The sequence below is a fragment of the Streptosporangium fragile genome, from assembly GCF_039534445.1.
GTDB classification, from domain to species: domain Bacteria; phylum Actinomycetota; class Actinomycetes; order Streptosporangiales; family Streptosporangiaceae; genus Streptosporangium; species Streptosporangium fragile.
The window spans coordinates 1-13,826 of record NZ_BAAAVI010000060.1 but is presented as its reverse complement, the minus strand read 5'-3'; the positions used below and the strand labels follow the sequence as shown (position 1 = coordinate 13,826).

The following is a 13,826-nucleotide window of genomic DNA, read 5'->3' as shown; positions in this document are numbered from 1 at the left end:
GCAGGCCCGGCGCGGCGGGTGCCGCGCACGGTCAGGTCGCCCGTACGGCGTGCAGGCAGCGGGCGGCCTGGGCGCGCAGGGCGTCGGCGAGTTCGGGCGGGCCGCTGGTGAGGGTGAAGTCGGCGTCCACCGAGGTGATCATCCAGACGAGCGCGGACGGGGTGTCGGCGCCGACGTGCAGCAGGCAGCTGTGGTCGTCGACGGCCTCGACGACGCCCATGCCCGGCCACACCCGGTCGGCCACGGCCTCTGCGGGCTCGTGCAGGGTGACGGTCGCCCGGCACGGCCAGGTCTGCGACGACAACCGGTGCGACAGGTAGGCGGCGACGTCGCCACCGGGAGGCCGCCGGGGTGCGAAACGCGGGCCGGTGGGGGTACGGGGGGACAGCCGGTCCACCCGGAAGGCGCGCCAGTCGTCGCGGTCGGTGTCCCAGGCCACGAGGTACCAGTGCCGGTCGAAGCTGACCAGGTTGTGCGGTTCGACGGACCGGACCGTGTCGCCGCCGCGCGGGCTGGTGTAGTCGAAGCGCAGCCGCTCGCGGCGGCGGCAGGCCTCGGCGATCGCCATCAGCGTGTCCGGGCTCACCGCGGGGCCGGTTCCGCCGACCCGGACGGTGACCGTGAGCAGGGTGCTGACCCGGTGGCGCAGCCGGGGCGGCAGCACCTGCTCGAGTTTCGTGAGCGCCCGCAGCGAGGTCTCCTCGAGACCCGCGACCGAGCCGCCCGCGGCCGTGCGCAGCCCGACCGCCACCGCGACCGCCTCGTCGTCGTCGAGCAGCAACGGCGGCAGCGACGCACCGGCTCCCAGCCGATAGCCGGCGGTGCCCTGGGTGGCGTGCACCGGATAACCGAGCTCGCGCAGTCGCTCCACGTCCCTGCGGATCGTGCGCGGGGTGACGCCCAGCCGGTCGGCGAGCTCGGCGCCGGACCGGTCGTGATGGGTCTGCAGGAGCGACAGCAGTTTCAGCAGTCGCGCGGAGGTGCCCGGCATGCCATCAAGATTGCCGGATTCTTAGGACCGGATCCGTCCTGAGCGGACCCTAGCGTCAGGGACATGACGAACCCGCACGAGGGCATCCGCCCCTTCCGTATCGACATCCCGCAGGCGCAACTGGACGACCTGCGCGCCCGGCTGGCCAACACCCGCTGGCCGGACGAACTGCCGGGCGTCGGCTGGAGCCGCGGGGTGCCGCTGGAATACCTGAAGGAACTCGCCGAGTACTGGCGTACCCGCTACGACTGGCGGGCGCACGAGGCGGCGCTCAACGAGCACCCGCAGTACGTCACCGTCGTCGACGGGCAGAACCTCCACTTCCTGCACGTGCGCTCACCCGAACCCGGCGCCCTGCCGCTGGTGCTGCTGCACGGCTGGCCGGGCGGGTTCGTGGACTTCCTCGACGTCATCGGCCCGCTGTCGGACCCTCGCGCGCACGGCGGTGACCCGGCCACCGCATTCCACCTGGTGATCCCCTCACTGCCGGGGTTCGGGTTCTCCACCCCGCTGGCCGGGCCGGGCATGAACGCGGCGAAGATGGCCGGCGTGCTTGTGCGGCTGATGTCCCGCCTCGGATATGAGCGCTACGGCGTGCAGGGCTACGACACCGGCTCGTGGGTCGCCCCCCACATGGGCGCGCAGGCCCCCGGCCACGTCGTCGGCGTCCATGTCAACGCGCTGCTCACCTTCCCGGTGGGGGAGGAGGGCGAGACGGCCGGCCTGTCCGAGGCCGAGCAGCGGCGCTGGCAGGCGATGCAGGACTTCAACGACGGCTACCTGCAGTGCAACTCCAAGCGGCCGCAGACGGTGACGTACGGGCTGCACGACTCACCTGTCGGCCAGCTCGCCTGGATCGTGGAGAAGTTCAAGGAGCTCACCGACCCCGAGGAGGGGCTGCCCGAGGACAGCGTCGACCGCGACCGCATCCTGACCGACGTCTCGCTGTACTGGCTGACCGGCACGGCCGGATCGGCGGCGCAGATCTACTACGAGGAGATCTCCGCACCCGCCTGGAGCGAGACCGCCCGGAGCGATACCGACGCCGGCCGGGGCGCCGGTCCCGGTGACGGCACCGCGGAGGCCGCAGACGAAGGTACGGGCGGCTGGGCGGCGGCCCGGCGCGGGACGGTGCCGACCGGGGTGCTGGTCTCCGCCCATGACGTCACCATCCGCCGCTGGGCCGAGCGCGACCACAACGTCGTGCACTGGACCGAGCTCGGCAGGGGCGGCCACTTCCTTTCGATGGAGGCGCCGGACCTGCTGGTCGACGACGTGCGCGCCTTCTTCGAGAAGGTGCGCTGAGATGGGCGCCCGCGGGTCGGCGCGACGACCGTCCGCCGGCGTACCGGGCCTTGCGGTGTAAGGGCCACTCCTGCCGGGGCGGGCCGCACCCGCGGGTCAGGCGGCGCCGGTTCGCGTCGCGGTGACCGCCACCGTCGCGTAACGCATCGTGAAGCTGCCCCCCATCGCGTCGACGGCGGCTCCGACGCCCTCCAGCACCTCCGCCGACTTGTCCGGCGGGAGCCAGGTGAGGGCGCCATGGGTGGGCATCTGGTCCAGCCACTCGTCCCGGGTGTAGGACCACTCCCAGTCGAATCGCCACTCCTCCAGATCGCCGAACCCGCCCACCTCCCGGATGCCGTCGGCGGCCTTGGTGAACAGCGCCCGGTACCCGTCCAGGGCCGACATCGCCTGGAAGCCGAACGGCGAGCCGGGCATCACCCGGCGGTAGACCGCGACGAAGGCATCCACCACGTCGGGCGGAAGCTCGAACACGTTCCAGAACGCTGCCAGCCGGCCGCCGGGACGCAGTACCCGCGCAGCCTTGGCCGCTCCCGCGACCGCGTCCACCCAGTGCCAGGCCTGCCCGGCGACGACCGCGTCGAAGTCCCGGCCGGCGGGGTCCCAGGCTTCGAACGTCGCCACCTCGACCTCGATCCCGCTGCGCCGCGCGAAGTCGGCCATCCGCGCGTCGGGCTCGACCCCGAGCACCCTGCAGCCGGCCGCCTGGAACTGCCGGGCGTCTATGCCGGTCCCGCAGCCGACGTCGAGGACGTCGAGCCCGGGGCTGCCGGTGACGATCCGGTCCACCATGGCGTCGGGGTAGCGGGGGCGGGTCCGGTCGTAGCGTTCGGCGTCCGAGCCGAACGACTCCGCCACCTGCCGGTGTTGATGAGGTGTGTGTTCGGGAAGAGGCGCTCGCTCCGGCGGTATAGTGGGCATGCGCCCACTATGGTGGGCACATGCCCACTCGTCAACCGGGTGGACCCCGGTGCGGGAAGGAAGGATGCACGGTGCCGACAGGGGTAGCCCTCCGCGACGCACGCGAGCAACTGTTCGGCGCCGCCGAGCGCGTCCTGCTCCGGGACGGGCCGAGCGCGCTGACCAGCCGGGCGGTCACCACGGAGGCGGGCTGCGCCAAAGGCGTCCTGCACCGGCACTTCGCCGACTTCGACGCCTTCCTCGCCGAGCTCGTGCTCGACCGCATCGCCCGGATCGACAAGCAGGCCGCCGCGTTGCGCGGGTCCGCCGGGACCGGCACCGTCGCCGGCAACCTCACCGGCGTGCTGATGGACCTGTTCGGGTCGGTCGCTGTGGCGATCGTCGGCCTCGTCATCTCCCGGGACGGCCTGCGCGCCCGACTGCGCCAGGCCAGGCCGACCGGCGTCCCGCTCCTGGCGGAAGCCGCGGCCATGATCGCCTCCTACCTCACCGCCGAGCGCGAACTGGGCCGCATCGCGGCGGACGCCGACGTCGACACGCTCGCTCCCACACTGATCGGGGCCGGGCACCTGCTGTTCGCCGACCGGGAAGGCGCCCCGCCGGAGGCCGGAGCCGTCCACAAGGTCGTGACCACGGTCATCGGCGGTGTCATGCGAGGGGCGTGACAACGCCTCCGGCGGCACCGCCCGCTGCCCACGGGACCTACGGACCCGCGGGACTCGGCCCGGCTGAGGAACCCCGGCTGGGGAACACGGCGCCGCCCGCCCGCATGGGACAACCGGCCAGGTCTGAGCGGATTCACTGAGAACCGAGCAGATCCATCGAGACATGACACCTCGAAGAGGCGCTCGCCGCCCTGGTGACCGATTCCCCTGCCGAGGTGCCCTGCAGGACTCGACGGCCGTATGGGACGGGCTCGCCCGCGAGCGTGAAAGCTCATCGGACGCGCCCGGCGAGTCCGGCTCTACAGGTTGTTCAAGGTGCGGCCCTCATCCGTGTCACGGGCTACCGCCACCGCGCCCTCGGGCACGGCCTCCTGGAGGGCCGCGAGTTCCTAGCTCGGTGAGCTCGATCTGCGCGGCAGCCGCGTTCTCCTCCCCCGTCGCGGGATATCGGACCGAGGTGCGGTCCTTCGCGTTCGTAGTAGCGGAGCGCTTCGATGCCGACTCCGGTCGCCTTGGCGGCCTGACCGGTCGACAGACCCTCTGCGGGGACATCTACGGCGATGCCGGGAAGCAGTAGCTCGGCCATGAATTCACTCTTCCGGCTAGAGCGTGCTGCAGGCCGAGCGCCGGACTGCCCCGGCCTCCGCAGGCCGGGGCAGACGATCATCCGCCTGACGCGCCGCTTGAGCGGAGCACGCGCAGCGTCGCCAGCACGTCATCCTCGCTGTTGAAGTAGTGGAGGCCGAAACGCACCCGGTCACCGAGCGCGGTCGCCCGGACGCCCCGCTCGCGGAGCCGCGCGGAGATCCGGTCGGCGTGATCGGTGCGCAGCACGACGATCTGGGAGAGCGGGCCGTCCGCCACGCGCCGCAGGCCGATGCTTCGCGCCTCCTCGGTGAGCTGCCGGGCAAGACCGAGGCAGTGCCGCTCGACGCGTCCGGCGTCCAGCGAGCCGAGCAGCCGGAGAGCCGCGCGGGCCCCGAGCCAGGAGAACCAGGCGGGGGAGGCGTCGCACCGGCCGGCATCGCCGGCCAGGCGCATGGGGCCGCCGAAGTAGCCGTGCGGGGGGCTCGTCGACTTCCAGTTCGGCGCGAGGGGTGTCAGCTCGTCGAGCCGGTCGGGCCTGGTGGCGAGCCAGGCCGCGCCGCGCGGGCACAGCAGCCACTTGTAGCCGTGCACGGCGAGATAGTCGGGACGTACGGTCGCCGCGTCGAAACGCAGGGCGCCCAGTGACTGCGTCAGGTTGACGAACAGCCGGGCGCCGACCCGGTCGGTCGCGGCCCGCAGGGCCGGCAGGTCGAGGCGCTGCCCTTCCCCGCTGGTCACCTCGCTGACGGCGAGCAGCACGGTCCGCTCGTCGAGCGCGTCCATCAGGTCCTCCACCCGGGTCGCGCCGTCACGAGGCGGCACGGTCACCACGTCGTGCCGTGCCAGCCACGGGAACAGGTTGCTGCGGAACTCCTCGGCCGCCACCACGATCCGGCCGGGCGGCAGGGATCCGGCGACGGTGGCCGCCGCCTCGGCGAGCGAGCCGAGCGTCGACACCGTGGCGGGGTCGGCGCGGACCAGCCGCGCGAACAGGATGCGCGCGTCGGCCGCCGCCGAGTCCCAGGCGCGCCAGTCGAACTCGCCGGTGGACCACGCGGACAGGGCCTCGTACAGGGCCGCGGTCACCGGTTCGGCACCGGGTGGGGCACCCGGCGTGTCCAACCACACCGTCGAACGCAGCGCCGGGAAGAGCCCGCGGAAGTCCTCCTGACTCATCGGCGCGGAGGAGGGCTCCGGGTTCATCGGCGTGGAGAACTCCCGGCTCACCGGCGCGGCAGGGCGACCATGCCCTCGACCTCGACGGTCAGTTCCGGAGTGGCCAGGGCCGCGACCACCGCGAGCGAGTGGGCGGGCCAGTCGCCGTCCGGGTACCACTTCGCGAACGCTTCCTGCCGCGCCGCACGGCAGCCCTCAAGGTGCTCGACGCCCGCGACCATGGTGAACAGCTTCACCAGGTGCTCCGGCCCCGCGCCGAGCGAGTCGAGCAGCCGCCCGATGTTGGCGAAGACCTGTCGCGTCTGCGTCTCCGCGTCCGGGCCGGCGAGGGTTCCGTCCGGCAGCACGCCGACCTGGCCGGAGATCATCACCAGTTCGTGGTCGGCCGGCACCGAGGCGAGGTGACTGTACTGACCGATCGGCGCGGCCAGGCCGGTGGGGTTCCAGCGGCGGATCATCGGTTCTCTCCTTCGTTCCGTACGGTTTCGTCCACCATGCTCAGCGCCTCGCGCAGAAGCGCCAGCGCCTCGTCTGCTTCTTCCTCTGTGACGGTCATCGGCGGCGTGATCCGCAGGACGTTGCCCAGCAGGCCGCCGAAGAAGTCGAGATATTCCTTGCCCTCGCCGTCGACGACCCGGCGGCCCGAGCCGCGGACCAGCTCGATCGGTTCGTCGTAGTACAGGCTCAGCCAGGACGGCATGACACGTCGGTGCCGCGCCAGCAGCTCGGGGTGTGCCACGGGTCTCTCCTCAGCGGGCCGATTCCGGGTGGGTAAACGCTAGTCGGAGCTGACCGGCTCATTCTCCCGTCCGTATGCTGTATTTCAGATAGTCGAAAAACAGGTTCATTGTCTGCCGGAGACACGGCGGCGTGGGAATGCGGGACATGAGCGAGCCGGAGGCCGTCAAGAAGACCGTGCTGCACACGCTGGAGCGCGGCCTGCACGTCCTGGAGGCCGTCGCCGCCGCCGAGGGCACCGCCACGGCGAAGGTGCTCAGCCGCCGGCTCGGCATCAAACTCGGCACCTGCTACCACCTGCTGCGCACACTGCTGGCCGACGGCTACGTGGTCCGCCTTCCCGGTGGCCGTTACGACGTCGGCCACCGTGCGGCCCGGCTGGGCAGGCACCTGCAACGGCGGTCGGGACCGTCGCCCGAGCTCGCTGTGATCTTGACCCGGCTGCACAACAGGACGCATGAGACGTCCTACATATCCGGCTGGTACCACGGGACGCTCACGTTGCAGCACTACATCTCCGGGGTGCACGTGCTCGGCGTCGGCAACCTCGACGTCGGCTACACCGGGCACATGCACGCCCGCGCCTCGTGCAAGGCGGTGCTCGCCTTCCTGCCCGAGGAGCAGGTGGCGGCGATGCTGGAGGGAGTGGAGCTCGAAGCGGTCACCCCGCGCACGATCGTCCACTACGACGACCTCACCGCCGAACTGGCGCGGGTGCGCAGGCAGGGCTACGCGGTGGACCGCGAGGAGTTCAGCGAGGGCGTGTGCTGCCTGTCCGCGCCCTTCTTCGACGACGCGGGTTCCCCGACGGGCGCGTTCACGGTGTCCGTACCGTCGACCCGGTTCGAGGAGCGGCAGGCCTCGCTGACCGTGGCGGTCCGCGAGGCGGCCTCGATGGCGACCGGCCTGCTGCGCGCCGGGCGGCTTCGGGGTGGTCCGGCAGACCATGCTCGTCCGCCTGACTGACGGGAACCCTCCACGGCGGCGTTTTCCCCTGGGCCGGGCGGGGTGCCGGATAGGCGGGCCCCGCCCGGCGGCGGATCAGAGCTGGCCGCTCTCGATCGCCTGCTTGAGGATCGCCTGCGTCTGCTCGTGGGAGGCGACGCCGTTCGTGACGACGAAGTCGATCAGCGAGGTGTCGGCGTCGAAGGTGAGGTGCTCGGTGACCTTGGTCTTCCCGCCGGCCACCGCCTCGAAAATGATCTTCTGGTGTGTGACGACGTTCGGCAGCGACCAGGTGTCCGTCTCGTAGTAGAGGCCGGCGCGGTTGATGCGCTGCTGCGCGTGCGTGTTGCTGGTGACGATCGTGCCCTGGTAGGGGATCTCCTCGACGGCCGTGAAGTTGATGTAGCGCGTGTCGCCCTGGCACCAGTCCCGATGGGTGGCGACCCGCTTCAGGAACGGGTGCAGGCCGATGTGGTTGTTGATGTTCGAATACGCGGGGAACACGTGGTCCACGGGGGCGTCGATCTCGATGGAGATGCTTCTCTTGTCCCGGCTCCGCCCCGACTCCGGAAGCGGCGGGGGCGCGAACTCGTAGAACTTGTAGGTGTCCCACGTGTTCTGCCACTCGAGGGCGAGTTCGGCGTCGCTCGGGGAGGTGTCGTCGGCGCGGGCGGGCCCGGAGAAGGCGGTGAGGACGAGGGCCGCGGCGAACAGCTGTGCCGCGAGAACTCGAAGGAGCTTCTTCACGTATACCTCAAGAAGAGACAGTAGGTGCGAGTGCTCTTCTATCGCATACGACCGCAATAGAGAATACTTCAGGCCAAAAAGCTAAATAAGCCATTTTGTATAGTTATATTACCCTTTGGGTATTATCTGGGATTTTTGGGTGGAAATGTAAGGGGTGGCCGGGCGGGTTCCGCCGAAGCGGACCTCCACCGGCCGGTCGCCGTGATGCCCCACGGTTCACCGCGATGTCCGGGGCGGCGGCGAACCCGCTCCGTCGGGCGTACGCGCACCCGGCCCCATGGTCAGCGGCTGTTCGGGATGGACGCCGCCTGTCCGGTCCGTGCCACGTGTCTCGTCCGGCGGCCAGGCTTCCCGTATGGTCGAGATCGTGAACGAACGGCAGGCCCCGCCCTTCGCCCGGGCCCGAGCCGCCGCGGGCGCGCTCTTCTTCGACGAGGGCGGCCGGGTCATGATCGTCCGACCGTCCTACAAGGAGCAGCTGGACATCCCTGGGGGCTTCGTGGAGCCCGGGGAGACCCCGTACGCGGCATGCGTGCGGGAGGTCGGCGAGGAGCTGGGCATCCGGCCGCCGATCGGCCGCCTTCTCGTGGCCGACTGGGCGCCCAGCCCGGTCGACGGGGAGCTGATCCTCTTCGTCTTCGACGGCGGCGTGCTCGACGCGGAGACGCTCGCGGCGATCGTCTTCGCCGACAACGAGCTGACCGGATTCGGCTTCCACCCGGTGGAGGACCTGGACGGTCTCCTGATCGACCGCCTGGCCCGCAGGGTCAAGGCCGCCGTGGCCGCCCGCGACCTCGGGGAGACCGTCTATCTGGAGCACGGCCGGGCCCTGCCGGTCGGGTGACCGGCAGGGCCCGGTCCGGTCATCCGGCGGACGCCTCACGGACGCGCCCGGCGCGGTGTCCCTGCGGACTGACGCCGTGGACGCGTTTGAAGGCGGTGCTGAGGGCGAAGGAACTGCCGTAGCCGACCTGGCGGGCCACCGCGCCCACGGTGGCGTCGGTCTCGCGCAGCAGGTCGGCGGCCAGGGCCAGCCGCCAGCCGGCCAGGTAGGTCATGGGCGGCTCGCCGACCAGCTCGCTGAAGCGGCGGGCCAGTGACGCACGGGAGACGCCGGTCTCGGCGGCCAGCGTGGCCACCGTCCAGGGGTGGGCCGGGTTGTTGTGAAGTATGCGCAGGGCCCTGCCCACCACGGGGTCGCTGTGCGCCCGGTACCACCCAGGGGCCTCGGCCTCCGGGCGGGAGAACCAGGTTCGCAGGACGGAGATGAGCAGCAGGTCGAGCAACCGGTCGAGAACGGCCTCCTGGCCCGGATCGTCCTTGACGATCTCGTCGGCGAGCAGCGGGATGAGGGGGCTGTCCCAGCTGCCGGCCGGGAGCACCAGCAGGGTCGGCAGCGCGCCGAGCAGCCGCTCGCTGATCTCCCCGCGCATCTGGTAGGTGCCGGTCAGCACCGTCGTCGAACCGTCCACGCTGTCACCCCAGGTGCGTACGCCCAGGTCCATGGCCTGGCTCAGGGACTCGCCGTCCAGGGTCGTGCAGTGCTGGCCCGGGTGGATCACGACCTGCGGTGGGGTGGCCGGGTCGTCGGCGACGGTGTAGGGCTCCGGGCCGCGGATGATCCCGACGTCTCCCGGGGACATCCGCAGGGGCTCGCCGTCGTCGGGGACGACCCATGCCTCGCCGCGGACCACGGCCACCAGGGTGAGTGGCGCCCGGTCCTGGATCCGCAGCGACCAGGGCGGGTCGAGAATCGAACGGAGCAGGAAGGCCCCCCGGGCCCTCGGCCCGTCGAGGAGGCTCACAAGCGCGTCCATACGCCTCACTGTAGAGCTGGAACCTGGACGCTGAAACATGGAAAAGCGCTTCTGAGCCATGGCCCGTCTCACCGTGCTCGGCTTTACTGGTCGGCGCGGAAGAGAAGCGGGTCCGTTCCGCGGGTCTCCACTCCCGGGTCCGTCCTGCGGATCCCTCCTCCGAGTCCGCCCCCGGTCGCAGCCGTGTCACGTCACGTCCGGGATCGCCCACCCGGTACGTCCCGTCATGAAGGAAGGGAGACGACGTTGGAACTGCTGAGAAGTGCCACCCTGCTCGCGGCCACGATCACCACGGGCCTCATGGCGGGCCTCTTCTACGCGTACGCGTGCTCCGTCATGCCGGGCCTGCGCCGTACGGACGACCGCACCTTCGTCGGGACGATGCAGTCGATCAACGTGGCCATCCTCAACGGCTGGTTCGCCGTCTGCTTCGTCGGCGCGCTGCCGGCGACCGGCGCGGCCGCCGGGCTTCACCTGCACCGGGAGGGGCGGGCGGCGCTTCCCTGGACCGTCGCCGCGTTCGTGCTGTACGCCGCGACGCTCGCCGTCACCGCCGCCGTCAACGTGCCGCTGAACAACGCGCTCGACGCGGCCGGGGAGCCCGGGCGCGTCGCCGATCTCGCGGCCGTGCGCGAGAGCTTCGAGGCGAGATGGGTGCGCTGGAACCTCGTCCGCACGGTGACCTCCGTCGCCGCGTTCGCCTGCCTCGTCCGGGCCCTCCTGCTGTGAGGGCGGGCTCCCCGCGCGGGGGCCGGTCCCCCGGGCGGCGGTGATGGTGATCTCGTGGACCTCGCCGGGGGCCACGTTGAGAGCCTCGGTCCACCAGGGGTTCCCCTTGACCGGCGTGCCGTTGCGGGACAGCGCGAGCACCCGGTGGCCGCGCAGTCGATGTGGCGGGATCGGATCCGGGACGGGGCGGACCCGGTCAGGAGCGGGTCAGATCCGTTCCTGGCGGGGCAGGACGACCTCGCGCAGGATCAGCAGGACGGCCGCGACCATCGGGATGCCCAGCAGCGCGCCCACCACGCCGAGCAGCGCGCCGCCGAGCAGCGCGCCCAGGATGGTGGCGAGCGGGGGGACGTCGACGGAGCTTTTCATCACGGCCGGGGCGATCCAGTAGTTCTCGATCTGCTGGTAGATCGTGAAGAAGACGACGCAGACGATGCCCACGGTGGGCGAGACGAAGAACCCGACCAGGGAGGCGATGCCCGCGCCGATGAAGGCGCCGACCAGCGGGACGAGGTCGGTCAGCGCCACGATCAGCGCCAGGGCCAGGGCGTAGGGGACCTTCATGATGCTCAGGAAGAAGAAGGTCGTCACACCGGCGATCAAAGAGATGATCAGGTTTCCGGCGACGTACCCGCCGATGCTGTCGATGATCTCGTCACCCAGCAGGCTGGCCCGCGTCCGGCGGGAGCGGGGGACGAGGCGGTAGGCCATCCTCTTGAGCGAGTTGAGCGAGCCCAGGAAGTAGAGCGTCAGGACCAGCACGGTCAGCGCGTTGAAGACGGCCCCGATGACGACCGACCCGATACCGAGCACGCCGCCGAACATCTGGGTGCCGAAGGCGCCGCTCGTCACGTACTGCTGGAGCTTGTCCAGGAGCTGGAAACGCTCGTCCAGGTCACGGACCAGCGGGTTGTTCTGCAGCTCCGCCACGTACTGCGGGAGCTGGTCGACAAACTGGGCGGACTGCGTGGTCAGCGGCGGCACCACGGCCAGGCCGAAGGCGACGAAGACCGAGATGACGCCCAGGAAGACGATGGTGATCGCCAGAGCGCGGGGGACGTTGCGCCTCTGCAGCGCCTCGACGGCCGGGTTCAGGCCGATCGCCAGGAACAGCGAGACCACGATCAGGACCAGCACCGAGCCCGCGCTCGCCACGGCCTGCACCAGGAGCCAGGCGGTGAGCACGCCCAGGGCGGCGGTGAAACCGAACACGAACGGGTTGTTGCTCATCGAACGCCCCGGCCGCCCGAACGGCGACTCGGCACCGGCACCCGGCTTCTCGGCCGGAGTGGCGGGTTCCGTGCCCGTGCCGTGAGCCGGTGTGGCGGGCTCCGCACCCCCGCCCTCGGCTGGGACGTCCGGCCGGAGCAGGGGACCGGCCGAGGTGAGCACCGTCCCGTCCGGCCCGGTCCCTCCGGTGGGGACGGGCGACGAGCCGCCGGCGGAGGGAGACGTCGCCGGTGCCGGTGTGCGGTCGGGCGCGGGGTGCTCTGACACGTCCGCCCCCTGCCCGGCACGGCGGAAAATACTCAGCGGATCAGGGGAAACAGCCGGTGAGCCGTGTCACCGTGCCGTGACCGGCCGGTCACCTCGCGGGGTCAGGTCATGTTGACGTACTTCCGGGGGCGCAGGGCGTGGCTGCGCAGGGCGGCCAGGGCGGCGGAGCGGCCGGCGGGGGTGAGGCGGCCCTCGACGCGGAGACCGAAGGCGTCCAGCCGTCGTTCGAGCTCGGCGAGGGAGGCGTCGACCTCGAAGGTCTGCCACTCGTCGCAGTCGATCACCGCCGTGATGCGGTCGCGGTCGGCGGGGACGCCGTCGGCCAGCAGCATCAGCGCGACCTCCCTGGCGGAGGCCCGGAAGCCGTTCTCGCCCGACGCGGGGGCGAGCAGCGCGGTGGCCGCCGCCTCCCAGAGCAGGTCGGGGTCGCGCAGCAGGCGCCGACCGGTGGGAGTGGTCACCAGGCGCCGCCCGGCCCGGCGCAGCGCGCCCATCTGCCTCTCGGCCACCTCGCGGACGGCGGCCAGCTCCCCGGCGCTCCAGGCGCTCTCGGCGAGCACCGAGCGGGCGAGGTTGTGCCGCTGGGTGAGCGGGACGCCGCCGGTCCGGCAGCCGGCCTCCAGCAGCCAGCGCAGCGCCTGCAGGTGCTCTTCCTCGGGGGCGGGGATGGGGGCGTGCAGGCGCACCTCGAAGGGCTGGGCGAGCTCGCGCCAGGCGGTGCCCCGGCCGAGCACCCAGCGGTTGAGCCGTTCGCCCTGGACCCGGTGGAGCCAGTTGTCACCGCCGAGCTCGGCGCGTGGCTCGGTCAGCCAGCGGCGGGTGAGCTCCTCCCTGCCGGGGGAGCCGGGGGTCAGCTCCCCGGAGACGATGGCCAGTTCCAGCGCCGCCGAGCAGGCGCCGTGCGCGCCCAGCTCCTCGGGGCCCATGATCGAGCTCCACCGCAGCTCGGGGAGGTCGGGTGGGAGCACCCCGGTGGCGTCCAGGGCGCTCTGGTAGGCGGCCATTCCGGCGTCCTCGCCCTGGCGGGCGTAGGTGCGCAGGATGTGCGAGGTCGTGGACGAGGAGCACAGGGCGGCGTAGCGCTCCAGACCGCCCAGCAGGAGCAGGCGGCCCAGGGCGCGGGCGATCGCGGGGCGGTCGCCGGAGACCTTGGTGGGCAGGGTGTACCAGAGGAACTCGCATACGGTGAGCTCAGTGATCGTTTCCAGCGGCTCGCCGCCGGTCAGCCAGTCGATCGCGCTCCGCGCGTGCTCGGCGGAGGCGGGCTCGGAACGCTCCAGCTCGGAAAGGAGTGCGGCCACGTCCGGTGCAGGCATGCTTCGAAGTCTGCCGTATGCGGGCCTACCCTGACGATGAACGTGACGTAATGGATCGCGCACGGTGCCTACCCTAAGAAATGTCCTGTAAGTGGCCCATATGGTCGATCGTCAGATCCAGCCCTTCTTGAACAGCATCCGGGAGTTCCACTCGGCGTAGGTGACGATCTCCCCGGTGAGCACCGGGTAGAGCCATCCGAAGTTGACCAGCGCCAGAAGCGTGAAGGCGCCCACGATCCCGGCGCCGACCATGCGCCGGGTCTGCGGGGCGCCCGCCGGGCCGATGATCAGTCCGGCCGCGAGCACGATCGCCAGGATCATGAACGGGACCATGGGGATCGCGTAGAACAGGAACATCGTCCGGTTGTCGGCGATGGCGTAGTAGAACCAG

At 71.4% G+C, this 13,826-nt stretch carries 15 protein-coding genes and 1 pseudogene; 5 read left to right on the top strand and 11 right to left on the bottom strand.

Annotated features, from left to right (window positions below):
- Positions 1–31 precede the first annotated feature (31 nt).
- On the bottom strand, positions 32–991 hold the full coding sequence (locus ABD841_RS30740; RefSeq protein ID WP_344979084.1) for a helix-turn-helix transcriptional regulator: 960 nt from the start codon (positions 989–991) through the stop codon (positions 32–34).
- Positions 992–1,054: 63 nt separating this feature from the next.
- Here ABD841_RS30740 and ABD841_RS30735 point away from each other — a divergent pair, with 63 nt between their 5' ends.
- Entirely contained in the window at positions 1,055–2,296 is a 1,242-nt protein-coding gene (locus ABD841_RS30735) for an epoxide hydrolase family protein (protein WP_344979082.1), read from the top strand.
- 96 nt (positions 2,297–2,392) lie between these two features.
- Here ABD841_RS30735 and ABD841_RS30730 read toward each other — a convergent pair whose 3' ends face one another.
- Positions 2,393–3,154, bottom strand: a complete 762-nt coding sequence (locus ABD841_RS30730; protein ID WP_344979080.1) for a class I SAM-dependent methyltransferase — start codon at positions 3,152–3,154, stop codon at positions 2,393–2,395.
- 134 nt (positions 3,155–3,288) lie between these two features.
- Here ABD841_RS30730 and ABD841_RS30725 point away from each other — a divergent pair, with 134 nt between their 5' ends.
- Positions 3,289–3,882 carry a TetR/AcrR family transcriptional regulator gene (locus ABD841_RS30725; protein ID WP_344979078.1) on the top strand — a complete coding sequence of 198 codons (594 nt, stop codon included), beginning with the start codon at positions 3,289–3,291 and terminating at the stop codon, positions 3,880–3,882.
- Positions 3,883–4,222: 340 nt separating this feature from the next.
- Here ABD841_RS30725 and ABD841_RS40945 read toward each other — a convergent pair whose 3' ends face one another.
- The 4 genes from ABD841_RS40945 to ABD841_RS30710 form a co-directional block, all read right to left on the bottom strand.
- The gene (locus ABD841_RS40945; RefSeq protein ID WP_425582068.1) at positions 4,223–4,468 is read right to left on the bottom strand and encodes a MerR family DNA-binding transcriptional regulator; all 246 of its coding nucleotides are present in this window, start codon (positions 4,466–4,468) and stop codon (positions 4,223–4,225) included.
- Between the two features lie 77 nt (positions 4,469–4,545).
- Entirely contained in the window at positions 4,546–5,646 is a 1,101-nt protein-coding gene (locus tag ABD841_RS30720) for an aminotransferase class V-fold PLP-dependent enzyme (RefSeq protein WP_344979076.1), read from the bottom strand.
- A 47-nt stretch (positions 5,647–5,693) separates the two neighbouring features.
- A complete protein-coding gene (locus tag ABD841_RS30715; protein WP_344979074.1) occupies positions 5,694–6,104 on the bottom strand; it encodes a RidA family protein in 411 nt (136 codons plus the stop codon).
- The gene (locus ABD841_RS30710; RefSeq protein WP_344979072.1) at positions 6,101–6,385 is read right to left on the bottom strand and encodes a hypothetical protein; all 285 of its coding nucleotides are present in this window, start codon (positions 6,383–6,385) and stop codon (positions 6,101–6,103) included. The genes ABD841_RS30715 and ABD841_RS30710 overlap by 4 nt, the downstream gene beginning before the upstream one ends.
- A 146-nt stretch (positions 6,386–6,531) precedes the next feature.
- Between ABD841_RS30710 and ABD841_RS30705 the strand changes: the two genes are divergently transcribed.
- Complete coding sequence (locus tag ABD841_RS30705; protein ID WP_344979070.1) at positions 6,532–7,350, top strand: IclR family transcriptional regulator; 819 nt, start codon at positions 6,532–6,534, stop codon at positions 7,348–7,350.
- A 75-nt stretch (positions 7,351–7,425) separates the two neighbouring features.
- Here ABD841_RS30705 and ABD841_RS30700 read toward each other — a convergent pair whose 3' ends face one another.
- Complete coding sequence (locus tag ABD841_RS30700; RefSeq protein ID WP_344979068.1) at positions 7,426–8,076, bottom strand: SRPBCC family protein; 651 nt, start codon at positions 8,074–8,076, stop codon at positions 7,426–7,428.
- 367 nt (positions 8,077–8,443) lie between these two features.
- Here ABD841_RS30700 and ABD841_RS30695 point away from each other — a divergent pair, with 367 nt between their 5' ends.
- The gene (locus tag ABD841_RS30695) at positions 8,444–8,920 is read left to right on the top strand and encodes an NUDIX domain-containing protein (protein WP_344979066.1); all 477 of its coding nucleotides are present in this window, start codon (positions 8,444–8,446) and stop codon (positions 8,918–8,920) included.
- 19 nt (positions 8,921–8,939) lie between these two features.
- Here ABD841_RS30695 and ABD841_RS30690 read toward each other — a convergent pair whose 3' ends face one another.
- Positions 8,940–9,893: an AraC family transcriptional regulator gene (locus tag ABD841_RS30690; protein ID WP_344979064.1), complete on the bottom strand. Its 954-nt coding sequence runs from the start codon at positions 9,891–9,893 to the stop codon at positions 8,940–8,942.
- A gap of 246 nt (positions 9,894–10,139) precedes the next feature.
- Between ABD841_RS30690 and ABD841_RS30685 the strand changes: the two genes are divergently transcribed.
- Complete coding sequence (locus tag ABD841_RS30685) at positions 10,140–10,622, top strand: anthrone oxygenase family protein (protein ID WP_344979062.1); 483 nt, start codon at positions 10,140–10,142, stop codon at positions 10,620–10,622.
- A 207-nt stretch (positions 10,623–10,829) separates the two neighbouring features.
- On the opposite strand, the gene ABD841_RS30680 is transcribed toward ABD841_RS30685, so the two are convergent.
- The 3 genes and pseudogenes from ABD841_RS30680 to ABD841_RS30670 form a co-directional block, all read right to left on the bottom strand.
- A complete protein-coding gene (locus ABD841_RS30680) occupies positions 10,830–11,852 on the bottom strand; it encodes an AI-2E family transporter (RefSeq protein WP_344979060.1) in 1,023 nt (340 codons plus the stop codon).
- A gap of 368 nt (positions 11,853–12,220) precedes the next feature.
- Positions 12,221–13,435, bottom strand: coding sequence for a hypothetical protein (locus ABD841_RS30675; RefSeq protein ID WP_344979058.1), 1,215 nt, complete (start codon positions 13,433–13,435; stop codon positions 12,221–12,223).
- Between the two features lie 111 nt (positions 13,436–13,546).
- Positions 13,547–13,826 (bottom strand): annotated as a pseudogene (locus tag ABD841_RS30670) (phospholipid carrier-dependent glycosyltransferase); the annotation flags it as partial.